At 41.4% G+C, this 26,541-nt stretch carries 26 protein-coding genes and 2 riboswitches; of the genes, 9 read left to right on the forward strand and 17 right to left on the reverse strand.

Translation table 11 applies throughout. The features are described 5' to 3' along the window. Positions 1 to 46 precede the first annotated feature (46 nt). A riboswitch (TPP riboswitch) is annotated at positions 47 to 149 on the reverse strand. Positions 150 to 154: 5 nt separating this feature from the next. Then, positions 155 to 643, reverse strand: a complete 489-nt coding sequence (gene thiW, locus ACRYKC_RS00875; RefSeq protein ID WP_433804760.1) for an energy coupling factor transporter S component ThiW — start codon at positions 641 to 643, stop codon at positions 155 to 157. Positions 644 to 730: 87 nt separating this feature from the next. Further along, positions 731 to 839, reverse strand: a riboswitch (TPP riboswitch). Between the two features lie 100 nt (positions 840 to 939). Here thiW and ACRYKC_RS00880 point away from each other — a divergent pair. Further along, a complete protein-coding gene (locus tag ACRYKC_RS00880) occupies positions 940 to 1,485 on the forward strand; it encodes a DUF3221 domain-containing protein (protein WP_433804761.1) in 546 nt (181 codons plus the stop codon). Positions 1,486 to 1,518: 33 nt separating this feature from the next. Here ACRYKC_RS00880 and ACRYKC_RS00885 read toward each other — a convergent pair whose 3' ends face one another. From ACRYKC_RS00885 to ku, 5 genes are all read right to left on the reverse strand, one after another. Beyond that, positions 1,519 to 3,189 (reverse strand): PucR family transcriptional regulator, encoded by a 1,671-nt coding sequence (locus ACRYKC_RS00885; RefSeq protein ID WP_433804762.1) that lies wholly within the window; start codon positions 3,187 to 3,189, stop codon positions 1,519 to 1,521. A gap of 13 nt (positions 3,190 to 3,202) precedes the next feature. Further along, on the reverse strand, positions 3,203 to 4,165 hold the full coding sequence (locus ACRYKC_RS00890; RefSeq protein WP_433804763.1) for a pyridoxal-phosphate dependent enzyme: 963 nt from the start codon (positions 4,163 to 4,165) through the stop codon (positions 3,203 to 3,205). Between the two features lie 312 nt (positions 4,166 to 4,477). Then, positions 4,478 to 5,077 (reverse strand): Fic/DOC family protein, encoded by a 600-nt coding sequence (locus tag ACRYKC_RS00895; RefSeq protein ID WP_433804764.1) that lies wholly within the window; start codon positions 5,075 to 5,077, stop codon positions 4,478 to 4,480. After that, positions 5,070 to 5,249 carry a hypothetical protein gene (locus ACRYKC_RS00900; RefSeq protein WP_433804765.1) on the reverse strand — a complete coding sequence of 60 codons (180 nt, stop codon included), beginning with the start codon at positions 5,247 to 5,249 and terminating at the stop codon, positions 5,070 to 5,072. Before ACRYKC_RS00900 ends, ACRYKC_RS00895 begins: the two co-directional genes overlap by 8 nt. 102 nt (positions 5,250 to 5,351) lie before the next feature. Further along, complete coding sequence (gene ku, locus ACRYKC_RS00905) at positions 5,352 to 6,197, reverse strand: non-homologous end joining protein Ku (RefSeq protein ID WP_433804766.1); 846 nt, start codon at positions 6,195 to 6,197, stop codon at positions 5,352 to 5,354. 99 nt (positions 6,198 to 6,296) lie between these two features. Between ku and ACRYKC_RS00910 the strand changes: the two genes are divergently transcribed. Further along, positions 6,297 to 8,069 (forward strand): DNA ligase D, encoded by a 1,773-nt coding sequence (locus ACRYKC_RS00910; RefSeq protein WP_433804767.1) that lies wholly within the window; start codon positions 6,297 to 6,299, stop codon positions 8,067 to 8,069. A 112-nt stretch (positions 8,070 to 8,181) separates the two neighbouring features. On the opposite strand, the gene ACRYKC_RS00915 is transcribed toward ACRYKC_RS00910, so the two are convergent. The 8 genes from ACRYKC_RS00915 to ACRYKC_RS00950 all read right to left on the reverse strand — a co-directional run bounded on the left by ACRYKC_RS00915 (position 8,182) and on the right by ACRYKC_RS00950 (position 18,230). Next, positions 8,182 to 9,738 carry a fatty acid--CoA ligase gene (locus ACRYKC_RS00915; protein WP_433804768.1) on the reverse strand — a complete coding sequence of 519 codons (1,557 nt, stop codon included), beginning with the start codon at positions 9,736 to 9,738 and terminating at the stop codon, positions 8,182 to 8,184. A 54-nt stretch (positions 9,739 to 9,792) separates the two neighbouring features. Next, on the reverse strand, positions 9,793 to 10,560 hold the full coding sequence (locus ACRYKC_RS00920; RefSeq protein WP_433804769.1) for a 3-hydroxyacyl-CoA dehydrogenase: 768 nt from the start codon (positions 10,558 to 10,560) through the stop codon (positions 9,793 to 9,795). Continuing rightward, positions 10,560 to 11,717, reverse strand: a complete 1,158-nt coding sequence (locus tag ACRYKC_RS00925) for a thiolase family protein (protein WP_433804770.1) — start codon at positions 11,715 to 11,717, stop codon at positions 10,560 to 10,562. The genes ACRYKC_RS00920 and ACRYKC_RS00925 overlap by 1 nt, the downstream gene beginning before the upstream one ends. 13 nt (positions 11,718 to 11,730) lie before the next feature. Then, a complete protein-coding gene (locus tag ACRYKC_RS00930; RefSeq protein WP_433804771.1) occupies positions 11,731 to 12,879 on the reverse strand; it encodes an acyl-CoA dehydrogenase family protein in 1,149 nt (382 codons plus the stop codon). Positions 12,880 to 13,041: 162 nt separating this feature from the next. Then, complete coding sequence (locus ACRYKC_RS00935; RefSeq protein ID WP_433804772.1) at positions 13,042 to 13,788, reverse strand: Cof-type HAD-IIB family hydrolase; 747 nt, start codon at positions 13,786 to 13,788, stop codon at positions 13,042 to 13,044. A gap of 205 nt (positions 13,789 to 13,993) precedes the next feature. Beyond that, complete coding sequence (locus ACRYKC_RS00940; RefSeq protein ID WP_433804773.1) at positions 13,994 to 14,920, reverse strand: ArsR/SmtB family transcription factor; 927 nt, start codon at positions 14,918 to 14,920, stop codon at positions 13,994 to 13,996. 101 nt (positions 14,921 to 15,021) lie between these two features. After that, complete coding sequence (locus tag ACRYKC_RS00945; RefSeq protein WP_433804774.1) at positions 15,022 to 16,410, reverse strand: MFS transporter; 1,389 nt, start codon at positions 16,408 to 16,410, stop codon at positions 15,022 to 15,024. Positions 16,411 to 16,430: 20 nt separating this feature from the next. Continuing rightward, a complete protein-coding gene (locus tag ACRYKC_RS00950; protein ID WP_433804775.1) occupies positions 16,431 to 18,230 on the reverse strand; it encodes a glycoside hydrolase family 2 protein in 1,800 nt (599 codons plus the stop codon). A gap of 497 nt (positions 18,231 to 18,727) precedes the next feature. Here ACRYKC_RS00950 and ACRYKC_RS00955 point away from each other — a divergent pair, with 497 nt between their 5' ends. Next, positions 18,728 to 19,111 (forward strand): DUF302 domain-containing protein, encoded by a 384-nt coding sequence (locus tag ACRYKC_RS00955; RefSeq protein WP_433804776.1) that lies wholly within the window; start codon positions 18,728 to 18,730, stop codon positions 19,109 to 19,111. Positions 19,112 to 19,267: 156 nt separating this feature from the next. Here the strand turns inward: ACRYKC_RS00955 and ACRYKC_RS00960 are convergent, their stop codons facing one another. The 3 genes from ACRYKC_RS00960 to ACRYKC_RS00970 all read right to left on the reverse strand — a co-directional run bounded on the left by ACRYKC_RS00960 (position 19,268) and on the right by ACRYKC_RS00970 (position 23,160). Beyond that, entirely contained in the window at positions 19,268 to 20,593 is a 1,326-nt protein-coding gene (locus tag ACRYKC_RS00960) for a glycoside hydrolase family 68 protein (protein WP_433804777.1), read from the reverse strand. 15 nt (positions 20,594 to 20,608) lie between these two features. Continuing rightward, positions 20,609 to 21,922: a glycoside hydrolase family 68 protein gene (locus ACRYKC_RS00965; protein ID WP_433804778.1), complete on the reverse strand. Its 1,314-nt coding sequence runs from the start codon at positions 21,920 to 21,922 to the stop codon at positions 20,609 to 20,611. Positions 21,923 to 22,449: 527 nt separating this feature from the next. Continuing rightward, entirely contained in the window at positions 22,450 to 23,160 is a 711-nt protein-coding gene (locus ACRYKC_RS00970) for a DUF421 domain-containing protein (RefSeq protein WP_433804779.1), read from the reverse strand. Between the two features lie 167 nt (positions 23,161 to 23,327). On the opposite strand from ACRYKC_RS00970, the gene ACRYKC_RS00975 reads away from it, so the two are divergent. From ACRYKC_RS00975 to ACRYKC_RS01000, 6 genes are all read left to right on the forward strand, one after another. Beyond that, positions 23,328 to 23,585: a metal-sensitive transcriptional regulator gene (locus ACRYKC_RS00975; RefSeq protein WP_433804780.1), complete on the forward strand. Its 258-nt coding sequence runs from the start codon at positions 23,328 to 23,330 to the stop codon at positions 23,583 to 23,585. 60 nt (positions 23,586 to 23,645) lie between these two features. Next, positions 23,646 to 24,125: a DsrE/DsrF/DrsH-like family protein gene (locus tag ACRYKC_RS00980; RefSeq protein ID WP_085027690.1), complete on the forward strand. Its 480-nt coding sequence runs from the start codon at positions 23,646 to 23,648 to the stop codon at positions 24,123 to 24,125. 15 nt (positions 24,126 to 24,140) lie between these two features. Next, positions 24,141 to 24,437: a rhodanese-like domain-containing protein gene (locus ACRYKC_RS00985; RefSeq protein ID WP_433804781.1), complete on the forward strand. Its 297-nt coding sequence runs from the start codon at positions 24,141 to 24,143 to the stop codon at positions 24,435 to 24,437. A gap of 39 nt (positions 24,438 to 24,476) precedes the next feature. After that, positions 24,477 to 25,046: a sulfurtransferase TusA family protein gene (locus ACRYKC_RS00990; protein ID WP_433804782.1), complete on the forward strand. Its 570-nt coding sequence runs from the start codon at positions 24,477 to 24,479 to the stop codon at positions 25,044 to 25,046. A gap of 40 nt (positions 25,047 to 25,086) precedes the next feature. Beyond that, positions 25,087 to 26,217: an MBL fold metallo-hydrolase gene (locus ACRYKC_RS00995; RefSeq protein ID WP_433804783.1), complete on the forward strand. Its 1,131-nt coding sequence runs from the start codon at positions 25,087 to 25,089 to the stop codon at positions 26,215 to 26,217. A gap of 74 nt (positions 26,218 to 26,291) precedes the next feature. Further along, on the forward strand, positions 26,292 to 26,519 hold the full coding sequence (locus ACRYKC_RS01000) for a sulfurtransferase TusA family protein (protein ID WP_433804784.1): 228 nt from the start codon (positions 26,292 to 26,294) through the stop codon (positions 26,517 to 26,519). Positions 26,520 to 26,541 lie beyond the last annotated feature (22 nt).

Below are 26,541 nucleotides of genomic sequence, written 5' to 3' on the forward strand. Positions count from 1 at the left end.
AAATAAGCCTCCTAATGATTTGGAAGCCACTAGAGGGGAAAATAGATGTGGATACTGACTACTTCCCTCCGCTGGTACTAACCAGATCAGGTTCTGAGGGACAAAGGATGACCTTTTCTCAGCGAACACTCGCGCCCCTAGTAGATTCCGTGTATTATGATGGTAAAAGTAAATGTTTCTGATTGACTCGTGAGACGACTACCCAGCCGAGCATCGCACCTGCTATACTGCTGACAAGAAAAGGTGGGAGAAAAGCGAAAGCCCCTGCTGTACTCCCCATTAACACTTGGGCATAAGGAACAGCAAACAGAGCTCCGATTACACCTGTTCCAATGACTTCACCAACAACGGCAAAGATTTTTTTCCTAAAGGTTTTGTAAAACAACCCCGCCATAAATGCACCAATCATTCCCCCAGGAAAAGCGAGCAGTGTACCTAACCCTAGAAGCACTCGCAATAATCCAATCGTAAAGGCAATGACCACTGCCGGGATGGGACCTAGAGTGACCGCAGCCATAACGTTGACTGCATGCTGGACGGGATATGCTTTAGCAATCCCAGCTGGAAACCACAACAATTGCGAACCAAGCGTACCAATAGCTACAAAAACGGCCATCGTTGTAAGCAACCTTGTACTGTTCATCGTTATACCTCCCTTCTTAAAGGGAAGCTATAAAAAAAGTCAGATCCTGGTGAGGACCTGACTTTGAATGGGTATATAGTAAATAGACGTATCGTCCAACTACTTCCCTCCGCTGGTATTAACCAGATCAGGTCCATAAGAGTCAGAAAGCATCATGCTTTCTTCTCAGCCCATTCAGGCTCCCCTAGTAGTAAATGAATTGGTATTCGCTTGGATGATTTCAGCATAACAGAGTTGTTATTTTTTGTCACCCGTAAACAAAAACCGATAAGCTTTTTTGAAAAGGAGCGATCATTTTGAAAGCATGGTGGATCATTAGCATGGTATGTCTACTCACTTTGATAGGCTGCTCAACAGATACAACGAGCTCCACTAATGGCGGGGAAGATTCGAAATCATCCAGTACGAGCGATTCCGATGAAAATCTTCCTCCCGACATCACTGGCTATGTAATGGAACAGGAAGACGACCGAATTCTTGTCGTTGACTCGGTGGATCCTGACTCTGAAGGGAATCCTAGAGCCATGTGGGTTTCAGGAATTTCAGGTGATTCCTTTATTGGTAAGCAAGTGGAGGTTTGGACCCAAGGTGATATACAGGAATCTTATCCTGAACAGGCAGCTGCGGATCACGTCTCTGTTTTGGAAATGAGTGCAGTGGAAGGGGCAGACCTGGAAGCCTACGAGGCCCTGTCCAATGCCCTGAAGGACCTGTCTACCCAGGATATTTTATCTGTAAAAATGCTGTCTTTTGATATCGATTCAGACGAATGGCTTGTTCAATTGTCTAAAGTTGGCACAGGCAATGGAGAAGTAGAAAAGTTTATCCCTGACTCAAAATAAAACCTTTAAGAGCGTTTCAGCTTACTGAAACGCTCATTCTTCTACTTTTTTCAACATCCATAATCGCACGCTCAACTCTAAAAGGAATAGATCATCAGCATCTAATAAGGAAAGGCCAGTCAATTGTTCAATATTTCGGAGTCGATGTAACAACGATTGACGATGTAAATTTAAGGCCCGAGCTGTTTGGCTGACGTTGCTGTTGTATTTGTTGTAGACAATGAAGGTATGAATCAAATCGGTCTGTCTTTTCTCATCGTATTGAATCAATTTCTCCAGCGTCTCTTCTACAATATTTTCTATCTCTCTTTCGTGGGACAAGGCCATAAGTAGTCGGTTCATTCTCGTATCACTAAAAAAAGTCCTGTCACCATCCTCGTGCTGCTGGCGGCCGATTTTTAATGCAGCCTTTGCCTCCTCATAGCTTTGGTGGAAAGTGTAGTCTTTTTCTTTCGGGCAAGAAATCCCCCAGCTTATCGTAATGCCAGCTAGTAATTCATTCAACCTTCTCTCGACTAAATCAAGGAATTGATTCGCCGTTTTTGAATACGTACTAGCGTCGGCATCAAGATAAACTATGACCTCTCCTTCATCAAAAGTCGTCATCGTATCCCGCTTCAATACATCTCCCGCGTGAGTGACCTCCTTTTGAATATAGTAATTTCGACTATGCATAGAAGAAGATTTCACACTATGATCGTCTGAAGCGATGTGATCATCGATTGCTTTCTTAAAACGAATATCTCCCACGAGACATATATAGGATTTATCAAGATCATACCCTAATAGCTGAGCTTTGGATAAGAGGGATTTATCAATCTCTATGTTCGTTTTAGCAAGATCAAGCAAGAAATTGTCCTTTAGCCTGATTTCTGTCATTTCGATTGCATTTTCTTTAACAAAATATAATGCACAGGCCGTCAAAGCATGCTCCAGGATTGTCAGCACAATCCAGCTCAACTGCTCATCTTCCACCGGCTTAAAAAGAAGATAGCCTTGTTTTTTATAGTTTGAAAGGATCGTTAACTGGTAGCATGATTCATCCTTGATCTGGTACTTTTCTATATAGTGGGACAGAGGATGATCACTGAAGGCAGAAGGTGTGACAAGCTGGTACTCCTCTTCTCTTTTCCCATTGAGAACGTCAATAAAGTAACGATCGAACTGCTGATTAGCTCGAATTTGCTTATTATGATCACTGATTGCTATTGGAATGCGCGTATTATTAAATAGAATCGTCGTAATTTCTTGCAACCCTTTTCCATTTAAAACACAGTTGATCAATTCTTGTCTGACTGCTTCGGCTTGTTGCTGCTCTGTCTCTTTTTCACGAGCAATTAAGCGGAAGACTTCTTGAAGAATGTCTCCAAACCGGACTTCCCATGGAATTTCTATAAGCGAAAAGTTGTTATCCTCTGCCAGTTGAATAATCCTATCCGGCACTTTGTAAATATGTCTGCCCGTAGCAAAAGCCAGGGCTGATGCTTCTGAACGGATCACATCGTGTACATACTGCTCTAAAGCAGCGATATCTTCTCCACATCCAATTCCTGTACTAAGGACAAATTCATGATTCCTCACAAAATTCTCCACAGGCGTTTCAATAACAGAGATCCACTCTACAGGTATTGCTTGGATTTCCGTCAGGACTTTTGCATTCTTAAAGACAGGCAACTGCATCACATCTTCCACTGTCACTCCCATCTGCTACACCTCTCTATTTATTGATCATTAAGTCCTCGATTGTTTGATGGTCTATATTATTGCCACTGATGATGAGAACGACAGGGCTATTGGCTCGTCTGCCTTTTTCTAATAGAAGTCCAATACCTGAAGCAGCCGCCCCTTCAATTGCCATCTTATGATATTCAAGCATATGCAGGATGCCTTTCCCAATGGATTTTTCAGAAACAAGTTCTGCCCCATCCATATACTTGCCAGTCATCGAAAATGTGTATTGATTTTCTGGCCCCAACCCTCCTAGTAAACTATCAGCCAGTGTATCTTCTTCGGGTAAAACGACAGGAGTTCCTTTCTTTAAGCTTTCGTACATAACTGCTGATTTCTCCATTGATACACCTGTAATTCTAATGGAAGGATCAATCGATTTGAGCGTATATCCGATGCCAGAGAGCAACCCTCCACCCGACAATGGAATGATTACCTCTTTAACTTCTGGAAGCTGTTCCATAATTTCAAGTCCAATTGTACCCTGGCCTGCAATCACTTCCCTGTCATCAAATGGTTTGACTACACTAATGCCTTTTTCCTTTTCTAATTGATAACAATGAGCCTCAGCATCATCCTGGTTGCTACCGACAACGACGACTTCGGCCTCCAACCGCTTTAGACGATTCACCTTTTCAAGGGGGACTCGATTGGATATGCAGACGATACAAGGAATATTAAATTTTTTCGCTACGTAGGCAACAGATATGCCATGGTTTCCTGTGGAGAAAGTTGCTACTCCCTTTTCTTTTTCTTCGTCTGATAAGGACAGAATCTTGTTTGCTGCACCGCGCAGTTTAAAAGACCCTGTAGGATGTGTATGTTCAAGCTTTAAGTAGATATCATTAGTCAAGCTTTTTGATAGGGACTCAGAATAAACGAGTGGAGTCGCTTCTACCACTGAATTCAGCCGCTGCTTAGCCTTCCACACCTCTCTAAATGAAAAAGACACATCACGAATAAGGCATCCTCCTTTTCTTATTTGTTCAGATAATTCAGATATTTTATAGTATTAATTATTATTATAGTGTATGATCTGCCATTCTTTAAAGAGAAAAAGCCGGTGGATATGATCATCCAACAGCTTTTTTTGTAATATTTATGCAGTTACCCCTTTCTCTACATACTGAAGCATGCTATCGTTCGGAAAACAGGTCTTGGAAATTTTATAGTAAAACAACTCTTATTTAGAACGAAGGTTCACTACAGCCCTAATGTTGATTCTTATAAGCAAAATAAAACCTCTAGCTAAAAAAGCCAGAGGTTACGATGATAAGGGTTTTAATGAAGCATTAATCACTTCTTCTAGTTTTCGAACGTCGTGGACAGACTCGATGCTCGCTTGAAGTACTTTTTCGTGAGTAACGGCAGACCAATCTAAATCATAGCCGGCTTCAAGACTGACACAGCGAATAAATTCACGAAGACTGCGCCCATTTCCTTCTCTGAATGGGTGCAACACATTGAGTTCAGACATATAATAAGCTAATTTCATAGGAATAACGGCTCGATCCATATGCTCCCAGTCCTCTTTCATTAATTGCTCAAATAGAGAAACAGAAGCTTCCTTAATGAATCTTGCCTGTGCAAACGAAAAACCGTCTTTCGTAATGTTTTCGGTTCGGATCTCACCCGCAAAAGGATATAAGTCCCCAAACAGATAAGCATGAATCTTTTGAAGATGCCTTAAGTCAAGATCCCCAGTAATTGGTTTCTCCTGAAGTTCTGATAAGCGCTGTGTGGATAGAATAGTCTCCATCGCCTGTAATTGCTTATCGTTTTTGATATCGTAATGATTAATAAATACATCTGTGCCTACATAACAATAGCGGGAGGAACCGCTCCCATACCTTGAGTTAGGCATGACGAGACAATTCCAAAGCCCGCTTGATAAATTCTTTATGTGTAATGGCCCCTGTTAAGCACTTTTTCACTAACAGCTCTTGTTTTTGATTGAGACGAAGCCCCTCAACTGCGATCGAAGCTTTAGCGGACCGCATCAAGTGCTCCGCTTGTTCTTCTGTACGTACACCCATCCATATACCCTCCGAACGTAGTCTTTCTATAATATATTATACTACATTTCTAAGGAAAAATACAGGAGTAAACTTCGACAAAAGCCTGTTATATAGCCTTTTTTACGAGGTTTTCTTCTTTGTTTTAGTTTTACTCTTAGAAGGGGTTTTCGGTTTGGTCGTCTTTTTCTTCGTTCCTTTTGTTTTTTCAAGCGATTTCTCTAGAGCTTCCATAAGGTCCGTAACATTATCCGGCTTTGGCTTCTCTTTTGCTGTCGTAATTTCCTCGTTGTTCTTCTTCGCTTCGATAAGATCCAAAAGCGCTGTACGGTAGTCGTCCTTATATTTTTCAGGGTCGAATTTCTCGGTAAGCTGATCAATCAGCGTCACAGCCGTACTCAACTCTTTTTTACTTAGTTCTGTTTCTTCAGGAACGTTAGGTACATTCTGTACTTGACGGACTTCATCAGGGAAATGGATGGTTTCCATCAGCAGCGTATTTTCGTAAACTCGAATGATTGCCAGCTGTTCTTTAGAGCGAATGATAATTTTCGCAACACCAATTTTATTCGTATCTTTCAGGGCCTGTCTTAAAAGGCCATAGGCTTTCGAACCACCTTCTGTGGGAGACATGTAATAGCTTCGTTCAAAATAGATCGGGTCAATTTCCTCGAGCTGTACGAAATCAAGGATTTCGACTGCTTTGTCTTCTTGTTCTTTCTTTAATGTCTCGAGATCCTCTTCATCTAAGACGACGAACTTGTTTTTCGCGTATTCGTAAGCTTTGACGATTTCCTCTTTCTCTACTTCCCGATCGCAGACCGGACAGCGTTTTTTATATTGGATGGGAGATTTACATTCTTCATGCAGCTGTCGAAGTTTGATGTCTTTATTTTCTGTTGCTGCGTGGAGCTTTATGGGTATGTTAACAAGGCCGAAACTTATGGATCCTTTCCACATCGTATGCATGGCATCCACTCCTTTTTCTTTAGCATGAACGTTTGAAAGAAATTTATGTTTAAAAGAAACCCACTGCCTCAAACTAAAGAAAAAGGTAGGTGGTGAATAATGATAGAACCAATGCTTCTGACGATGGCTGAGGAACTTCCAACAGGAGAAAAATGGGTATATGAAGTCAAATATGATGGTTTTCGGGTAATCTTAACTTGGACAAAAAAAGGAATAACTTTGTCGAGCCGCAATGGAAAAGATTTAACCGAACGTTTCCCAGAAATTACAACTCTTTCTGAACAACTCTCCCCGCCATCCCTGCCTATTACATTGGATGGAGAGTTGGTTATCCTTAATACGCCTTATCAAGCCAATTTTCCTCTTCTACAGCAAAGAGGCCGACTTAGAAGTATAGATAAGATCCATGATTTTGCCAGCCAGCGCCCCGCAACATTCATGGCTTTCGACTTCCTTAACGAGACTAGCGCAGCTTATAAGAAGCGAAAAAAACAATTGAAGGAAATCATCCATCGCCTAAACAGTCCAAGGATTCAGTATGTACAAGAATATACGGATAGTAGTGAAATCAAATCCATCGTTCATACCCACCTCGGGGAAGGGATAATTGCTAAAACAACCAATAGCATCTACACTCCAGGAAAACGAGTGAGAAATTGGATTAAATATAAAAATTGGAGATCGGTTTCTGGCTTTCTTACTTCCTTCAACCCTCAAAATGGGTACTATCTAATCGAAGGTACTGATGAAGACGAGCATTTCCCTATTGGCACCTTTAAACATGGGTTTGATGAAGAAGAGGAGAATACGTTACGCACCTTTTTCAAACAAGAAGGCATAAAAAAAGGCAAGTCCTGGTTTCTTGAACCAAGTGTCTGTGTGGATGTTCATTGTCTCGATGCTAACCAAGGGGAGTTGAGAGAACCGATGTTTTCAAGCTTCCGCTTTGATCTTTCTCCCGAAGAGTGTACAAAGGAAAAATTACGTTGGGATCTGTCCCTTATTCCTGATGAAGTCGATTTTACTCATACAGATAAAGAGCTGTGGCCAGGGAAAACAAAAGAAGACTATTTGATCTATTTACGTAATATCGCTCCTTACCTCCTTCCATTCATAAAAGAGAAGAAGGTTACGCTTATTCGGTACCCCGATGGGATATATAAAGAATCTTTCTTTCAAAAGCATTTGCCTGATTATGCTCCTGATTTTGTAGGGGAATGGGTTGAAGCGGGGGAAGCTTTTATCACATGTTCAAACCTGCCTTCGTTTCTCTGGCTTGGAAATCAAGGGGCACTTGAATTTCATATTCCTTTTCAAAAAGCTGGCGGTAAAGACCCCGATGAAATCGTTTTTGATCTGGACCCCCCTGGGAGAGAACAATTTCCCCTTGCAATCCTTGCTGCTCAGTTGCTAAAGCACCTTTTGGATGAGTTAGAAGTCGAGAGCTTTGTTAAGACGTCCGGCAATAAAGGAATGCAAATTCATATTCCTATCGAAGAAGGAAGCATGAATTATGAGGAAACTCGTCACTTCACCCATTCATTGGTCAAATTACTTATTAATGAAAAACCGGATCTCTTTACAGTTGAACGATTAAAGAAAAATAGAGGCAACCGCTTATATTTAGATTACGTTCAATATGCAGAAGGTAAAACGATCGTTGCACCCTATTCTGCAAGGGCGACAGAAAAAGCAACGGTAGCTGCCCCCTTATTTTGGAGCGAAGTACAAGAAGGCTTAACTCCTGAACAGTTTACAATCGAAACTACATTAAAACGAGTTCAAGACTTCGGCTGCCCATTTCAAGATTACGATAATGCCCGCCAACGACAGCCCATCAAGCAGATGAAGGCAATGTTCCAAAGAACCTAATTGAATTTACAGTGAAAATATGTCGAATATTACCCGGGAAATAGATCAGTTTTTGACCCTCTTAATAAAAAACCTACAGCTCATGTCAGGAGCTGTAGGTTTTTAAGTTATTTTATTCAGAAAGAGCCTTCGTCCCTTCTCTGAGCTTGAATTTTTGAAGCTTTCCACTCGCATTACGCGGCAGCTCGTCTACAAATTCGTATCTCCTCGGCCGTTTGTAACGGGCAAGTCTGCTTCCCGTTGTGCAGAATTCGTCGAGGGCTTTATCATTCAAGTCAGTGTCTTTTTTAACAATGAAGGCGACCACCCGCTCTCCCCACATTTCATCTGGTTCTCCTATGACTGCTGCATCAAGTACTCCAGGGTGATCGAAAAGAACGTCTTCTACTTCCCTTGAATAGATGTTCTCTCCTCCGGAAATAATCATATCCTTCACCCGATCACTCACCCATAAATACCCATCTTCGTCATACGAACCAATATCTCCACTATGATACCAGCCTTTATAAAGAGCTTCTTCCGTTGCTTCGGGTCGGTTATAGTAGCCCAGCATCATGCTCGGCCCCCTGACGATAATCTCCCCAAGTTCTCCTGGTTTACATATCGCTTCAGGCTCCGCTGGACCGTGTTCATTCGTCTGAACAACCCTCACCTCATGGTTCAGAAGCGGTCTCCCTGCAGAACCAGCTTTCGAAATTTGCTCATCTTCCATTAACCCCGTAATTGCTGGTCCCATCTCTGTCATTCCATAGGCTTGGATAAGCTGTACTCCGAGCACCTCATGCAGTCTTGTTGTTAGTGCAGGTGCCATTGGTGCTCCTCCATATAATCCTCTCTGAAGAGATTCAAAATCTTCTTTACTGAATTCCTCCTGGATCATCATATTCCACATTGTTGGAGCAGCAAAGAAGGAAGTGATTTGTTCTTGTTTAACTGTTTCAATAACTGCTGGGGCATCAAAGTGGTGCATAATGACGTTTGATGCCCCTGTCATCACTCGAGGGAAAAACGCACAATGCAGCTCGGCACAGTGGAAAATAGGTGCTACAGTCAGGCCACGATCCTTATCGGTCAAGCGTAAACATGCGGTCATTAGTAAAGCCTGATCGACCATATTGCGATGGGAATGGACAACCCCTTTTGGAAGTCCAGTAGTCCCAGAGGTGTACATAATCGCATAAGGATCGTTTTCCTCCAGCTCACATTCAGGTCTTTTCGTATCTTGTCTGCTCACTTTGTCATAGTAATGGAAAGCATAAGAGAGGTTTTCTTCGTCGATGGACCAAAATTCTATGTTCGGTAGCTTATTCACAATGAGTTCTACTTGAGAAGCTGTTGCTTTTTCGAATAAAACTACTTTCGGATCTGCATCTTGCAAGATGAATTCAAGCTCATTAGCCATCAGCCTAAAGTTGATTGGATTAAAAACAGCCCCAATTTTCATACAAGCGAACAGTGTGGTGGCAAATTCAGCTGTATTAAAGAGAACAGTTGAAACACGATCTCCTTTTTCAACACCTGACGCCATTAGAGCATTCGCTGTCCTGTTTACTTCTTCATCCCACTGTCTGTATGTCCAACGGGTACCTAATCGCGTATCCACTAACGCTTCTTTATTTGCATACTTCACCACAGTCTGCTCAAACATACTTTTTAATGTTGGTCCCATGTATCATCGACTCCTCCATATGTTTTAGTCCCATAGTAAAAGAACCTTGTCTCCTTATTTTGGCTGCATTCGAATCGCTCCGTCTAAACGGATCACCTCCCCATTTAGCATAGGATTTTCAAGGATACTCAGCACAAGCTTTGCAAATTCATATGGTTTACCAAGACGTTTAGGAAATGGAGTCCTCTCCCCTAAAGCTTCTCTCGCATCTTCTGGAAGCTGGCTGAACATTGGTGTTTCAAAAAGCCCTGGGGCTACCGTCATCACCCGTAATCCATATCGGGCAAGCTCTCGTGATATCGGTAGCGTCATACCGACAACCCCGCTTTTTGAAGCGCTATAAGCTGCTTGACCGATTTGACCTTCAAATGCTGCAACAGATGCTGTATTCACGAAAACTCCGCGCTCTCCTTCTTCATTCGGCTCGTTGTGCTGCATTCGTTCAGCACCGAGCCTGATCATATTAAATGTCCCGATCAGATTTACTTCAACAACTTTAGAAAAAGAGCTCAATCGGTGCGGGCCTTCACGTCCTACGATCTTTTCTCCTACTACTATACCTGCACAGTTAACAACTGCATTCACTTTTCCAAAATGATCAATAGCTTTATCCAGCATTGCGGTGATATCTTCCTCAGATGTGACATCCACCTCTGCAAATAGCGTTTGTGAACCAAGCTCTTTGGCAAGCTTCTCCCCTTTTTCCGTATCGCGGTCCGCTATAACTACTTTTCCCCCGTTACGAACCAACTTACGAACAGTTGCCTCCCCTAGCCCGGATGCTCCTCCTGTGACAACAGCAATGATTTCATTGACAATCATTATTCCATCTCCAATCGTTCAATAATAGTGGCATTGGCCATTCCTAATCCTTCACAAACTGCCTGCAGCCCATATCGCTTTCCGGTTCTTTCTAATTCGTACATCAAGGTTGTCATCAATTTTGTTCCTGTCGCTCCTAAAGGATGGCCTAAGGCGATTGCCCCTCCATTGACGTTCAATTTGGAATGATCGACCCCGGTCTCTTTCATCCAGAACAAAGGGACGGGGGCAAATGCTTCATTCACCTCAAACAGATCAATATCATCAATGGTCAGTCCGGCTTTTTGAAGAACTTTATAAGTAGCCGGGACAGGTCCAGTAAGCATCAAGGTAGGATCAGAGCCTACGACAGATCGTGCTATAACACGGAATCTCGGTCGTAAGCCGAGTGCTTCTGCTTTTTTACGTGACATTAATAAAACTCCCGAAGCTCCATCACTCATCTGACTGGCGTTTCCAGCCGTGATTTTTCCACCTTCTTGAAATGCAGGCTTTAACTCCGCAAGCACTTCCAAGCTGGTTCCAGGGCGCGGTCCTTCATCCAGCCTCATTGTCACCTTTTCTCCACTTTCATCTACCACTTCAATTGTCATTGTTTCTTTTTTAAATCTTCCTTCTTTTATGGCATTCAAAGCACGTTCATGGCTCTTCACAGCGTAATCATCAAGCTCTTGTTTTGATAATCCCCATTTCTCAGCAATACGCTCAGCAGATAGTCCTTGATTGATCATTTCATACCGTTCACTCAATCGCTCGCTATAAGAGGTTCCTTTCATATTAGAAAACATTGGTACTCTAGACATGCTTTCGACTCCACCTGCAATGACTACATCCATATCCCCACTTGCAATAGCCTGTGAAGCAAAATGGACCGCTTGCTGGCTGGATCCACATTGACGATCGATCGTTACTCCTGGTACCTCCATCGGATATCCTGCTATAAGAGCAGCCATGCGTGCCACATCACTGGCTTGTTCACCTACCTGGGTGACGCATCCGGCGATGACATCTTCTACTTCTTTTGCATCTATATCGGCCCTTGAAACTAATTCTTTGAGCACGAGACTTAGCATTTCATCTGGTCTCATGCTGCTGAGGAGTCCATTTCTTCTTCCCACCGGTGTTCTAACTGCTTCTACAATAACCACTTCATTCATGATGAATTTCCTCCTATAACAATCCCATTTTTTTAGCTATTATTGATTTCATAATCTCATTAGATCCCGCATAGATGGCAGTCACAGGTGCGTCCCGGAAGCGTCTTGCGATTTCATATTCTTCCATATAGCCATAGCCACCGTGCAAATGCATACAGCTCATAGCTACCTTCTTGACTAAATCCGTTGTCCACCACTTGGCCATGGACACTTCCTTTACGACATCCTCCCCATTCATATGGGCCTCGATCGTCCTGTCCAGGAAGGTACGCCCGATTTCAACTTCCGTCTGAAGTTCCGCCAATGTAAACTGCGTATTTTGAAAAGATGCAATGGTCTTCCCAAAGGCTTGCCTCTCTTTTACGTATTCGACCGTCAAGTCAAGCATACGCTCGCAGGCAGCAATGGCTCCGATCCCTACAATCAGCCTCTCCTGCTGCAGCTGGTTCATTAAGTAGTAAAACCCTTGACCCTCTTGTCCAAGAAGGTTTTCAACAGGTACCTTCGCATCTTCAAAGATCAGTTCAGAGGTGTCCTGACTGTGCAGGCCGATTTTGTCCAGCTTCTTCCCTCTCTTAAAACCAGGAGTATCTTTTTCTACAATCATAAGACTGATTCCCTTATGGACGGGAGATGCTTTAGGATCCGTTTTGCATACTACGACTATAAGATCTGCGTGAACACCGTTTGTAATAAATGTTTTTTCACCATTTAGAATGTAGTGCCCATCAGAATTCACCGCCGTTGTCCGAATAGACGCGAGATCGGATCCGGCCCCTGGTTCAGTCATGGCAATTGCCGTAATCAGTTCTCCTGTCGTGCATTTAGGAAGCCATTTCTTTTTTTGATCCTTCGTTCCGTAAGCATGTAGATATGGAACAACGATATCATTGTGCAATCCTATCCCAATAAGACCTGTTCCTACTTTTTCAAGCTCTTCATTAATCACAACCGAATAGCCAAAATCGGCTTCAAATCCCCCGTACTCTTCATCTAACCAAGGACATAAATATCCGTTTTTTCCAAGCTTCTGCCAAAAGGTTCGCGGAATTCCCCCTTGCTTCTCCCATTCATCAAAATAGGGATAAGCTTCTTTATCAAGGAACTTCCTTAACGACCTGCGTAATATTTCATGCTCTTCTTTTATGTACGGTGCTTTCATAAGCTCCTCCTATGCCGGAATTTTCGAATTTAACCACTCAGTGTATGTATTCTACCTTTTTCTTACATTCCCTTCAGATATTAAGTAAACGCTTTCAATAAATTAAAAAAGAAACCGGCGGCTGCTTTTGCAAACCTCAGGTTTCTACGTTATCTTTATCACTTATAAGTTTTTCAGTACTTTTTCAATTGCGTGAGCGACCCCGTCTTCATCATTGGTCAGCGTAACCCAATCCGCTTCTTCTTTCACTTTTTCCTGTGCGTTACCCATCGCCACTCCAAACCCAGCTTCATGGATCATTGCGATATCATTCATGCTGTCACCTACAGCCATAACCTCATCCATCTTCAGCTCTAGCCACTCACAAACTTTTTCTAGAGCAGCAGCTTTATTGACTCCCGCTGGGTTAATTTCAATGTTGGTAGGGCTGGAGTTAGTGATTTCAAAGGAATCGAATCTGTTCAGCTCGTCTAAGATGATTTGGCGGACATGATTGTCCTCAATATCGTAACCGAATTTCAGCCAGTCATATCCTTCCACTTCTCCTTCAAATGGATTCTGAGTATTGTAAAGGCCTTGGACAGTGGAAGACCAGAAGTACAGCCCATGCTCTTCTTTCAACTCCCATAAACGTCGTACATGCTCTTTTTTCAATTTATTCTGTTCTACTAATTCAAATCGACCGTTATAAATTTCTCCCCCGTTAATCGTGACAATATAAGAGGATTCTCCTAGCGCATCCGCTATATGCCTGCAACGCGATAGAGACCGTCCTGTACTTAACACTACTTGAAGACCCTGTTCTTTTGCTCTCAATATAGCGTCAATGTTTCTTTCTGACACCGTTTCTTTTGAATTAACGAGTGTTCCATCTAAATCCAAAGCAATTAGCTTGATGTTTTTTTCCATTGTCTTCACGCCCTCTCTTTTGCTCTCTCTATTCTAATACAATAAGAGAGAATCATACAATCAAACACCAAGAAGAATGATGACTGAATGTATTTCACATATAAATTTTCTATAAACTGCAGGTCAATTCCCACTCAGTTTGCTTTAGGCCTAACAAACACTCGATTAAAGCTTTGTCTTCTAAATATGCCTTTTTTCTTTAGAGTTATTCATTTCGTTTTTCGTACTTTAAATGCATGACGATGCCTTGTTCGTAGTTTCCAAACTTCGGACCAAATAAGTTCATCCCGCCTTTGTTTACGGCTTCTTCTTTATTCCCGAGCTTAAAAGAGATGTAAGGTTGGTTCCCTGCCATAAAATCTCTTAATGTGAGACTGTTATTCACTTTGGACCCATCAATAAAACAACCTTCATTCGTAATTTTCCATTGTTTTAACAGACCATATTGGGTGTAGTTTGTTCTCCACCAATCAGGAGTGAGAACCCCTCTCTCTCCACCAAAATCACTCGGAGACGTCCACGTTCCAACTTCTTGCCCGTTCACCCATGCAGTGATGTCTGAAGGCCAGTCCATTTTATAATTAGGGGCTTCTGAACAAATTTCTGCAGAGAACTCAATTTCTTTTGCCTGATATCCGTAAGGAATTCGATTTGGAAAACGATACTCTACATAACCATCTCTAAAGAACAATAGCTGAGCTTTTTTTCGTTCAGGCTCGTAAAAAGATCTGGGGTCGTCCTGCATACCTATGTACCCTTCTTCACTCACTAATCCACAGTTAGGCACAACATGGCAGTCTAAGTAATCGCCAATAGGCATCTCAAATCTTATTTCGTGGCCATTCACTTCAGGATCATCTGAGAATAAATCCATGATGATTCGATCGTAATTAATCGCACTCACCTTTTGTGTACCTCTCCCCGGAACAAGTTCCGTTACAATCAAACCTACCTCCTCCAATTTATTGACGTGTGAAGCCGTCGTAGAAAAAGGGAGGCCTAATTTATCTTTCAGTTCGTTTACATTATGGGGTTTTTCACTAAGAATCTTTAGCATTTCAATACGCGTCTGATTCGCTAACGCCTTGCTAATCGAGAGCATGTTATCAAATGATAATTGTAAATTTTTCACTCTGACACCACCTGGGAATCTGCATAATCTATATTTATTATAGCAGACGGGAAGGATCATCTTCACAAAAATCCCTCTGCCAGATGGCAGAGGGGCGATGCTTATTGTGCAGGATTTTCTTCTAACTTTCTTTCTTCAAGTTTTTCAACCACATCATTGTATTCGTCTTCTGTATAAGAATAGAAGTACATGACGATTAACCTGATCAGTGAACCGAGTGCAGGCAGTAAGGCAATAACGAAGAATAAAGCATTCATTGTCGCCACGGACTGATCTTGATTTGGTGAGTAGTTGATCCAGGTTAAAATGACACCTGTCAGTCCACCTGCGACAGCGACAGATAATTTTCCTGTAAAGGTCTGGCCAGAGAAAGTTACCGCTTCGTTCCTTTTTCCTGTCTTCAGTTCTGTATACTCGATCGTTTCCGCTAACATGGAAGAAATTAAAGGTCCAGTAGCTGTATAGAGAAGCATGGTAATAGCAATGAAGACAAAGGAAACAATGACACTAGAATAACCAACAGAGAACCAGATGATTCGAATGACAATATCTATTGCGACAATGGTCATCAACAAATGTTTTTTCTTAAATCTCTTGGCAAGACTCGGGATTACAAAGAATCCAATACAACTTGCCAAACTTATGATTCCGAATATCGACATCAGGGAAGCGTTTCCAAGATTGTAAGTAAAAAAGTACACGTTTAAAGCTTGGGTAATGTTCATAAAGACATTACAAAAGAAAACAACTAGCACTGCGAACATCGGTTTATTGGCCCTTACAGCTCGTACCGCATCTGATAACTTAACTTTTGCTTTTGGAGGCTGCACTCTTTCTTTCGTATTTTTAAAGCCGTTGAGCATAATAGGAAGTGCAAATGCCATCAAGACGACAGTAGCCAGCAGATACCCTTGTCCTTGGTCGCCCTGGCCTAACCACTCAGCCAGTGGAACGAATACTACAGGAGATAGACCGATCCCTGCAAAAACTCCCATATTGGCAAAAGTGATAAGCTTTGTACGCTGCTGAGCATCCTGACTCATTACCGTGGATAACGACCAATACGGTACATCAGAAACCGTATAGATCATCCCCCACACAATATAAGTACCCCCGGCAAATAAGATTTTGGCTGTATCACTTAACCCGTCTAACGGGAGGAAACAAACAATTGTGATGAGTGAGATAAAAAAGGGCATATATTTCAAATATGGCCGGAACTTTCCGTGTTTGGAGTGCAAGGTATCCATGACAGAAGCCATCATTGGATCATTGATTGCATCCCACGTACGAGCAATTAAGAAAATCATACTTGCTGCTGCTGCCGAAATCCCTAAGATATCCGTGTAGAAGAACAGAATATACGAACCGACTAATCCAAAACTGATACATTGACCAAAACCGTACCCAAAATAAGAGGCAAACTCTTTTTTACTAATATCCTCACGCTTATCCACATCATTTGAAACCGTTGATTTTGCTGATTCCACCGTTTATTACCTCCTCCATATTATTCAAAAACAAAGCCGTTGGACTGCTGTGCAATAATCCTCTTAATTTTTTCCGGATCAAACTTGTATTCGTGATTATGATCCAGTAGACCATTTACTTCTTGCTCGACGTCCGTTAATTGGGTATAGCAGAACCCTTGAATATATTTCGTATCCTTTATCACGTTTGTCAATTGTTCCAAACGAAGGAGAACTTCTTCCTGAGACTCAGGTCTTGTCCCATAACCCCAATCATTTCCTTTTGTGGAGCCATAAGCTATACCACCATATTCACTAATGATGACCGGCTCTCCGCCGTATTTATATCCTTTAGCGTAGTTTTGTTTACAGCTTGTTGTTGATGGACTGCCGTTTACAAATTCTTCTTTATTCTTATAGCTGCGGCTCATGGACTCGGGATCTGAGTTATAATCATGAACCGTTAAAATGTCAGTCAATGTGTGTTCCCAGCCATCATTCCCAACAATCAGTCTAGTCGGATCGAAAGCTTTTGCCTGATAGTATAAAGCGTTTACAAAGTTTTGCTGATCATCGCGATGATAAATTTCGTTTACACCCCAAGATTCGTTCATCAGCGTGTAAATGATGACGGATGGATGATTGTAATGCTTAGCGATCATCTCCCTGGACTCCTCCATCATTCGAGACATCGATGTCGTTGAGAAAAGAAAGCTGCTAGGCATCTCAGCCCACATGACTAAACCTAAACGATCACACCAATACATATATTGTCGATCAGCGATCGTTTGGTGGCGCCTTACTCCGTTGAAGCCCATCTCTTTTACTTTTTTCAAGTCTTCTTCCATCTGTTTGGATGTTGCTGTCATTAATGCGCCTGGATAATAGCCCTGGTCTAATAATAGTCTTTGGTAAAAACTCTCGCGATTTAAAAGGATTCTCTCACCCTTGACCTCAATGCTTCTCATACCAAAATAACTTTCCACTTGATCATACGTTTTGCTCCGGTCTTTTACAGTAAATCGAATATCATAGAGATTAGGATGATCCGGAGACCAGTAGAACACGCGAAAATCCGCTTCGTCAGACTGTACATCTAACGTTAAGTCAATAGAAGACTGAGTGCCTTTGACCCAGGTCCCAGCCGTGGTAATCCATTCGTCTTCAAAAAATACTTCGGCTTCTAGATAGACTGGGTATTGGTGTCCCTTTACACGTGCTTGCAAATGAAGCGTTGAATCTTCCACACTTGGAGTCATTCCCACGTCTTGCAAATGTATGGAGGATACTTCCTCTAACCAAACCGGTTGCCAAATGCCAGTGGTCCGTGTGTACCAGCATAGAAAATTATCAGACTTCCATGATTGTTTCCCAATCGGCTGTTCCACACTATTTTCATCTTGTACTCTTACAGTAATCGTGTTCTCACCATTATTTAGCGCTTGAGTTATAAGAAAGCTAAAAGGAGTATGTCCACCTTCATGATCTCCTATGAGTTGTCCATTGACCCAGACTTTTGTGTAATAGTCTACAGCTTCAAAATGAAGGTAAACTTCGTTATTCGTAGTTTGCCATTCGAATGTTTTTTCGTACCAGATAATTGAATGGTGCTCTTGATCATTCACTTTGGACATTTCACTTTGGTAGACATAAGGAACTTGTATTCCTTCTCCCTGCACCCCTTGCTTAAACCAAGCTTCTTGTTCGCCTACATTCTCATCGTCGAATTGAAACTTCCACGTGCCATTTAAATCAATCCAATCATTTCTCCTAAACTGTGGTCTCGGGTACTCTGCGGATTGACTATCCTTCTTTGCTAACAGAGGTTTTGCATCAATCATCCTCTTCCCACCTTTTGTTACAACTTTTAATGTTATAAAAAACCCTTCAACCGACCTTAGAAAGGGCTTTCATTTATATTGTGGTTTTATTATTACATATAATCACGTTTTATTACAAGTAAATTTGTTATAAAAATTAAAAAAATTTTGGCACGCACTTTTCCAATCATCTTACCTGTAGAGAAACAACACTGGAGATCTTGTTTTAATCATTATTGAAATCTTATTACTATTCGTAACTGGTATATTTTTATTTCCTACTTAACCCATAGCCCTATCCTCATTTACATAGACATTCCTATTGGGGTTCCATTCTCGGTTTTGAATTTTTTACGCACACTTAGGAAAAAGTATGTCTTATATGATCCCGATCCAACGAAAAGTTAAGTTGACGGCTATCACTATGAGAAGGATGATGATTTTCTATCCTAAGATACGATTACCGTTATACATGTAAGGGTATATAAAAATGAGTCTAATCTTTAAGGAGGTTACTTATGTTTGACTACACCGTGGAAACGAAGAAAAGTATGGATGAAGCCGTTGAAAGCTTAGAAGCAAATCTGATGGAGCAGAAATTTGGGGTCCTTTGGAACTTTGACTTAAAGGATAAGCTTCATGAAAAAGGGTTAGAATTTGAAAAAGAGTTTAAGATTTTAGAGGTTTGTAATCCTAAAGAAGCTCAGCGTGTTTTGAACGAAAACACACTTGCAGGCTATTTCCTTCCGTGTAAAATGGTCGTCTACACTGAGGATGGAACGACGAAAATCGGCATGCCTAAGCCTACGTCCCTTATTCAGATGGTAGAAGATGATAACATTCAGGCAATTGCTAAAGATATCGAAGAACGTCTAATTGGTTGTATCGATCAAACGGTATAGTTAGAGCAAAAGCACGTGCCTGACTTATGACTTCGAGGGCTAGACACAGAAGCTGGATGTAACCACTCAGCGAAAGAATTATCCACAAAAAAATCAACTTATTATTTCCTATAGACAGGAAAAAAGTCAAAGGCTCAGGGCCTTTGACTTTTTTGTTTATTTGAATACCCCAGCGTCCATCTCTTTGACTATTCTAGTTTCATTTTTATGAATAGAAAGTTTAAGAGAAGGAGCTAAAGTTCCACCAAAGTGATCGAATTGGAACTGCTCAGATTGCTGACCGATTTCATTAATAGTCAATCCATCCAAGTCATAGAAATTAGCAAAGCTGATAACTGTACCATTCGGCATAACCATCCAGGAATACGTCTGATATGGCTCATCTTTTGGATTCGCTACAACTAACCCATCTCCGTTCAACGGCTCATATCCTTCGGTCAATGAATCAGAAGCAAAACCATAAAGCCCGTCCGGACCTGTAATTCCAGGTGCGAACTTATTCTTGTGCGTATCTGTAAATAAGTAGTACTGATTCCCTTTTGTAACAATATGCGGACGCTCTAATTCCTGATTAACGCAATTCGCTTCCATGATTGGAGGAAGGATATCGTATTCAGTCAGGTCGCTGTTTTTCGCTTCCGCTATCCCGATACTTCCATTGTAAAGCTTGGAAGCTTCAGGTACGTCATGTCCCGAAGCGAATTCTTCGGATCCAATATGTTCTGTCTGACAAGAGCGCTCGGCAGGTGCACCATTCGAGTTACCTTCAAACAAAATGTATTCCTTGCCTGACTTAGGATCTTTAAAGAACCATGGGTCACGAAATGCGTAAGCAATGTCACCTTGATCTGATTGGTCTTTTGTTTGATAATACTTCCCTTCTGGCTCTAAAATGATTTCATGATCTGACCAGTTAGAGAATTGGATTTCACCTTTTGATACGTCTACATCTGCAGAAGCTTTAGCTAGACGCTGCTCATAAGTTATTTGGGTCTCCCCTTTCCTGCCAGTAGCCGTATAGAAGAAATGGATTTTTCCATTATCGATCATTGCAGATCCGGCCCATTGCCTTGAGCCTAGCGCTTCACCATCTTCAAATACCTTTCCACCTAACTTCCAGTCTTTCCCGTTCTTAGAATAAAAGTAGCGGATTTTAGCAATGTCATGGCGTTTCCCAGGCAGGACATCACTAGGAGCCGTCAAGGACATAATGATTTTATAACCATTTACCGTGGCAATGGAACCGTCTTTATTACGAAGCGGCCATGTATCCCACACGTGGTATTCTGGTGCAATCTGTTCTAAATCTTCGTTTGAAATTTCAGGAGCTGTGTTATCACCATTCTGTTCAATCTTCGTCACATCTTCTCGAGTCCAATTGGTCGTTCCTTCTTCTGCAAAAACAGAAGCAGGAGTAAGTATGGAGGAAAACAAAGTTGCCATTCCAAGAATCGAACCGAAGACTTTATTCTTTTTACTCACAGAAATTCCTCCTTTTTAGTGTGATGGAATAATTTGACCAGGCTTAAGAGTGCCGTTAACTTTTGTTTCGTCTCCATTAATGGACAGTTTCAATGTAGGAGCGAACGTACCGCCTAGCTGTTTATTACCGTTTTCATCAATGTACTCATTTACAAAGCTGATGACGGTTCCGTTTGGCATCACAGCGTGAGAATATGTCATAAATGGATCATCTTCTGGGTTCGCAACAACAAGTCCATTATCGTTCAACGGCTGATAATCTCCACGAAGGGAATCGTTAACGAATCCGTAAAGACCATCTGGACCATTTAGACCGGGAGCGAATGTGAACTGGTGAGAAATCGTAAACAAGTAATACTGTCCACCTTTAACTAAAACATGTGGACGCTCCAGTTGTTGGTTTACTCCGTCTGCTTCAAGAAGCGGGGGAAGCAATTCGAATTCTGTTAAGTCTTCATTTTCTGCAGAAGCAATTCCGACATTTCCGTTATAGTCCTCAGCACCTGCTGGTACTTCATGGTCTTTTCTGAATTCTTCACTGCCGATATTTTCTGGATCTAAGGTTTTCTCATAACCTGCAGAATTTCCTTCAAAAATGATGTATTCCTTTTTCGTTTTTGGATCTTTGAAGAACCAAGGATCACGGAAGGAATAAATGATATCCCCTGTCTTTTGATCTTGTGTTTCATAGTACTCTCCATCCGCTTCAGCAAGGATCATGTGCTCGCCATGATTGCTTAGCTCTACGGATTTATCTTTCTTGTCTACCTCAATGTCAAACGTCGTTTTAGCTAATCGCTGTTCAAACGTCGTGGTTTCTTCTCCTTTACGTCCACTAGCTGTGTAGAACAAGTGGACCTTTCCGTCCTCTTCCATCATTGCTGAACCAGCCCATTGGCGTGATCCTAATGCTTTGTCTGGATCATAAGATAAACCGCCCATCTCCCAGTCTTTACCGTTTTTAGAGTAGAAGTAGCGAATTTTCGCTTCGTCGTGACGGCCACTCCATGTATATTCTTTAGAAGCTGTTAACGCAAAAACAACTTTATACCCGTTTACGGTCGCGATGGAACCATCACGATTACGTAACGGCCATGTATCCCATACCCAATAATCAGGAGCGACTTGATCAACGTTGTCGATATCAGGTGCGGTGTTGTCTTTATTCAAGTTGTAATTCTGAGCATCTTCACGAGACCAAACCGCCGTTTCTGTTTCACTTTTCTCTGCTGCACTTGCGATTCCTGGTGTTTGAACCAATCCTCCTACTAGCATGATAGCTGATAACGCTACCCCTTGTACTACAGATAACTTTTTACCTCTCTTCATCATTCACACTCCTTAAAAATTTTATGGATGAAAGCTTTCGATTTAAACCTAATGCATGGATGAACAGGAAGCAAATGGATGTAAAAGATAAAAATGGAGAGGGACTTTTGGCACCCGAAGCAGACAGTAACCTTAATGTAAGCGCTCGATAAGAATGTGATAGAACGGTTTCAATTACTTACAAAAATAATTCTAAAGATACAGGAATCGATTCCACATTCAGGTTAATTGTCATGTGTTTTCACCACTCTTAGTGCTACTCTTTTGTTGATTGAAGTGTTGAATCTTCTAAATATAGGTTCATCTATCTACTATTTATTGGTTTTGTTAGTATTATTTTCTTCACAATAGGTCCTTTGTCTAAATTAGATATCTCAAATGGTGCATTTATTCCTGATTTATTTGAATCACAAATGCGACACGGGGTACCAGTCATTATCTTAATTCTCCTCCTTCTTAACTCCACAAAAAAAACAGGAGTTGGATGTCCCTGGGGGTACCCTCCTGCTTTTTCCGAGATGACTTTTTTAATGCTGTATGGGAGGAAGTGGACCTTGCTCTTTTCCCTTTCTCAACAATGTAAACTTTCCCTGATCGGAAATCGCCGCATAAAATACATCCTTACTATCTGATATCCCATATTCATTCAACTGTTTCTCAAGCCATTTTTCATCTTTATTCGTTTTATATAAGATATCTTTCTGGATCTCTCCATCCATAATGATCGGCATTTCATACCCCTCGCCTCTTGTATAAATGTTCATGTCTTTTTTAGTGACAGGTTCATTACCAGACCTTAATTTAATAGAGAGGCGACCATTGGCTTCAATAATACCCATGTCCACATCTTGAATATGAAAAACATTTTCTTCCCGCAACATTTGTATGATGTTATCAATGGAATAATTGATGTCTTTCAAGTTCTTTTCTACTAATTCACCTTTAAATACCACAACCGTAGGTTCAAAAGTAAGAAGCTTTCCGATCTTCCTATTTTTAAGTTTGATCCAGATGACGAACTTCTGCACGAATGCTATAGCAATCATAGCAATTACCGTATGAATATGGTTAATTTTCGGATCTGCAATGTCTGCACCAACTACAGATCCTAATACAAGTACTACGAGGAAATCGAAGACGGGTAACTCTCCAATAGATCTTTTACCCATAAATAAACCGATAAATAATAATAACGGGAGAATTGTAACGATCCTTCCAAGAACTTTAATCGTATCCATCCATAGTTCCACTGTCTCACCCCTTTAATCATAAGATTCCAAAAGCGATAACCCCTTATGCTAAATATTTTAGTTTTACCTGTTGACATTATACCTTATGGGGTATATTATTGTTCATGTGCTGGTCAACAACGACCTAAAAAACTCCACAAAAGGAGGTCAATACCATGGAATACAATGACGCTATGAAAAATAGAGTGAAGCGTTTAGAAGGACAATTGCGAGGCGTCTTGAAGATGATGGATGAAGGAAAAGAATGCAAAGACGTCATCACACAGCTGTCTGCTTCCAGAAGTGCGATTGATCGCACGATTGGTCTTGTCGTGAGCTCCAATCTTGTGGAGTGCATTCAAGATGCTGATGATTCACAAGATAAAGAGGACTCCATTAATGAGGCCGTTCAATTGCTTGTCAAAAGCAGATAAAATTTTTAAACAACAATATACCCTAACACGTATATGTATTTAGATTAAGGAGGAGATTACATGTCGGAAACAAAAAAGACAAATATTATTCTATTCAGTGGAGATTATGATAAAGCGATGGCTGCTTATATCATCGCCAATGGTGCAGCAGCTTATGATCATGAAGTGACGATCTTTCACACATTCTGGGGGTTGAACGCTCTTAGAAAAGATGAACCCATCACTGCCAAGAAAGGATTTATGGAAAAAATGTTCGGTAAAATGATGCCTCGTGGTGCAGATAAAATGGGTCTTTCAAAAATGAACTTTGCAGGATTCGGTCCTAAAATGATCAAAGACGTCATGAAAAAGCACAATGCAATGCCGCTTCCTGACCTTATCGAAATGGCGCAGGAACAAGATATTAACCTTGTGGCATGCACAATGACAATGGACCTGCTTGGACTTCAAAAAGACGAATTGCTTGATGAAATTGAATACGCTGGTGTAGCCGCTTATTTAGCAGACGCTGAAGACGGCAATGTGAACCTGTTTATCTAATAGGAGGTAAGGAAAATGAAAACTTTAACTGCAAATGAAGTAAAAAACCTTTTGAAACAAGAAGAAGAGTTGAACATTGTAGATGTGCGTGAAGATGATGAAGTCGCTCAAGGGATGATTCCTGGAGCGAAGCATATTCCTCTTGGTTCCATTGAAACTCGCGCAAATGAACTGGATTCATCTAAAGAATATATTATGGTCTGTCGATCAGGCGGACGCAGCGGCCGTGCCACACAGCTTTTAGAAGATAAAGGTTATGACGTCACCAATATGGAAGGCGGAATGATGAGCTGGGAAGGACCGATTAAATAACAATCATACCCACACGGGTTATTAGGAGGATGTTAATCAATGGATATTAAAACAGACCTTTCATTAGATGCTAAGGGCCTTGCTTGCCCGATGCCGATTGTGAAAACAAAGAAATCAATGAAAGACATTGAAGCAGGTCAGGTGCTAGAAGTGCTTGCCACAGATAAAGGGTCTAAAGCAGACCTAGCTGCATGGGCTAAAAGCGCAGGCCACCAGTACCTTGGCACAGTTGAAGAAGGAGACGTTCTGAAGCACTATGTACGAAAAGCTAGTGATGAGGACACTCAAGAAACAAAACATGACAAAGTTGTAAATAATGAAGAACTGCAAAATGTTCGTTCTGATGAGAATGCACTAATTTTGGATGTGCGTGAATCTGCTGAATACGCATTTGAGCATATTCCTGAAGCAACGTCCATTCCACTTGGCGAGTTAGATGATCGCGCTGATGAATTGGATCGTTCTAAGAAAGTTTATGTTGTGTGCCGTACAGGAAACCGTAGTGACATGGCAGCTCAAAAACTTGTAGAAAAAGGCTTTGAAAATGTTTATAACGTTGTTCCAGGCATGAGTGATTGGTCTGGAGAAACAACTTCACTTAACAAATAAAAAATTTTAAACACTAATATACCTGAGGGGGTAAAATGAAATGACAGTACAAGAAATGACTGTTAAAGATATGGCGAAAAAAGTTCTTAACAATGAGGAACTATTTCTTTTGGATGTACGAACAGAAGACGATTTTAACGACTGGAAAATTGAAGGCAAGAACTTTGAATACTTGAATATCCCGTATTTTGAATTGCTTGATGGAGTTGAAGAAATTCTGGATCAACTGCCATCAGATAAAGACATCGTTGTCGCCTGTGCTAAAGGCGGATCTTCACAAATGGTGGCTGAAATGCTTGAAGATGAGGGTGTATCCAACGTCTACTCTCTGGAAGGCGGAATGAAAGCGTGGAGTGAACACCTAGAACCTATTAAAGTAAGTGATTTGAATGATGGAGGCGAACTCTACCAATTTGTCCGCATCGGTAAGGGCTGCCTTTCCTACATGGTCACTTCTAACGGAGAAGCTGCGATTATCGACTCCACACGCATGATTGATGCTTATACAGATTTCGCTGAGAAATTGGGAGTAAAAATCACCCACGTCTTTGATACGCACTTGCACGCGGATCACATTTCAGGCGGACGCAAAATTGCTGAAGCAACCGGTGCCACTTATTGGCTGCCACCGAAAGATGCAGGAGAAGTAACGTTTGATTACCAACCGCTTGAAGATGGTGAAAAAGTAACGATCGGAAATACTACGATTGATATCAATGCACTTTATTCACCAGGTCATACCATCGGTTCTACTTCTTTTGTAGTCGACGACCAATTCTTAATGTCAGGCGACATTCTATTCGTGGATTCCATTGGTCGTCCAGACCTTGCCGGGAAAGCAGAAGACTGGGTAATGGACCTAAGAGAAACCCTTTATACACGTTATAAAGAGCTATCTGATGAGCTTGTCGTTCTTCCAGCTCACTTTATGATTATGGATGAGATGAACGAGGATGGCACTGTCGCTGAGAAACTAGGTACACTTTTTGAAAAGAACCATGGTTTAAACATCGATGATCAAGATGAATTTAGAAAAATGGTGACAGAGAACCTGCCGCCACAACCTAATGCTTATCAAGAAATTCGTGAAACAAACATGGGTAAAATCAACCCTGACAACGAAAAGCAACGCGAGATGGAAATCGGTCCTAACCGTTGCGCAGTCAGATAAAACGCATTATTTTTAAAGCTTAGCAGCTATTTTAGATATGAAGAATATAACTATTTATTTGGAGGTATTTAATTATGAACGTAACAAAAGTACTAGACGCAACAGGGCTTGCTTGCCCAATGCCAATTGTGAAAACGAAGAAAGCGATGAAAGAAGTAGAAAGCGGAGATGTTTTGGAAATTCACGCAACTGACCAAGGTGCGAAAAGCGACCTTACTGCATGGGCCAAGTCTGGCGGTCACGAACTTCTACAACACGAAGAAGATAACGGCGTATTCAAATTCTGGATTCAAAAAGGCTAAATAGTCAAAAAGGGAACCTTTG

The sequence above is a fragment of the Halobacillus sp. A1-3 genome (assembly GCF_050971765.1).
In the GTDB taxonomy this organism is placed as follows: Bacteria; Bacillota; Bacilli; order Bacillales; family Halobacillaceae; genus Halobacillus; species Halobacillus mangrovi_B.

Excerpts from the sequence above, each read along its gene's own strand:
- thiW (WP_433804760.1), bottom strand. The coding sequence starts at position 643 with ATGAACAGTACAAGGTTGCTTACAACGATGGCCGTTTTTGTAGCTATT.
- ACRYKC_RS00885 (WP_433804762.1), bottom strand. The coding sequence starts at position 3,189 with ATGGGAGTGACAGTGGAAGATGTGATGCAGTTGCCTGTCTTTAAGAAT.
- ACRYKC_RS00895 (WP_433804764.1), bottom strand. The coding sequence starts at position 5,077 with ATGCCTAACTCAAGGTATGGGAGCGGTTCCTCCCGCTATTGTTATGTA.
- ACRYKC_RS00900 (WP_433804765.1), bottom strand. The coding sequence starts at position 5,249 with ATGGGTGTACGTACAGAAGAACAAGCGGAGCACTTGATGCGGTCCGCT.
- ku (WP_433804766.1), bottom strand. The coding sequence starts at position 6,197 with ATGCATACGATGTGGAAAGGATCCATAAGTTTCGGCCTTGTTAACATA.
- ACRYKC_RS00910 (WP_433804767.1), top strand. The coding sequence starts at position 6,297 with ATGATAGAACCAATGCTTCTGACGATGGCTGAGGAACTTCCAACAGGA.
- ACRYKC_RS00915 (WP_433804768.1), bottom strand. The coding sequence starts at position 9,738 with ATGGGACCAACATTAAAAAGTATGTTTGAGCAGACTGTGGTGAAGTAT.
- ACRYKC_RS00920 (WP_433804769.1), bottom strand. The coding sequence starts at position 10,560 with ATGATTGTCAATGAAATCATTGCTGTTGTCACAGGAGGAGCATCCGGG.
- ACRYKC_RS00925 (WP_433804770.1), bottom strand. The coding sequence starts at position 11,717 with ATGAATGAAGTGGTTATTGTAGAAGCAGTTAGAACACCGGTGGGAAGA.
- ACRYKC_RS00930 (WP_433804771.1), bottom strand. The coding sequence starts at position 12,879 with ATGAAAGCACCGTACATAAAAGAAGAGCATGAAATATTACGCAGGTCG.
- ACRYKC_RS00935 (WP_433804772.1), bottom strand. The coding sequence starts at position 13,788 with ATGGAAAAAAACATCAAGCTAATTGCTTTGGATTTAGATGGAACACTC.
- ACRYKC_RS00950 (WP_433804775.1), bottom strand. The coding sequence starts at position 18,230 with ATGATTGATGCAAAACCTCTGTTAGCAAAGAAGGATAGTCAATCCGCA.
- ACRYKC_RS00955 (WP_433804776.1), top strand. The coding sequence starts at position 18,728 with ATGTTTGACTACACCGTGGAAACGAAGAAAAGTATGGATGAAGCCGTT.
- ACRYKC_RS00965 (WP_433804778.1), bottom strand. The coding sequence starts at position 21,922 with ATGAAGAGAGGTAAAAAGTTATCTGTAGTACAAGGGGTAGCGTTATCA.
- ACRYKC_RS00970 (WP_433804779.1), bottom strand. The coding sequence starts at position 23,160 with ATGGATACGATTAAAGTTCTTGGAAGGATCGTTACAATTCTCCCGTTA.
- ACRYKC_RS00975 (WP_433804780.1), top strand. The coding sequence starts at position 23,328 with ATGGAATACAATGACGCTATGAAAAATAGAGTGAAGCGTTTAGAAGGA.
- ACRYKC_RS00980 (WP_085027690.1), top strand. The coding sequence starts at position 23,646 with ATGTCGGAAACAAAAAAGACAAATATTATTCTATTCAGTGGAGATTAT.
- ACRYKC_RS00985 (WP_433804781.1), top strand. The coding sequence starts at position 24,141 with ATGAAAACTTTAACTGCAAATGAAGTAAAAAACCTTTTGAAACAAGAA.
- ACRYKC_RS00990 (WP_433804782.1), top strand. The coding sequence starts at position 24,477 with ATGGATATTAAAACAGACCTTTCATTAGATGCTAAGGGCCTTGCTTGC.
- ACRYKC_RS00995 (WP_433804783.1), top strand. The coding sequence starts at position 25,087 with ATGACAGTACAAGAAATGACTGTTAAAGATATGGCGAAAAAAGTTCTT.
- ACRYKC_RS01000 (WP_433804784.1), top strand. The coding sequence starts at position 26,292 with ATGAACGTAACAAAAGTACTAGACGCAACAGGGCTTGCTTGCCCAATG.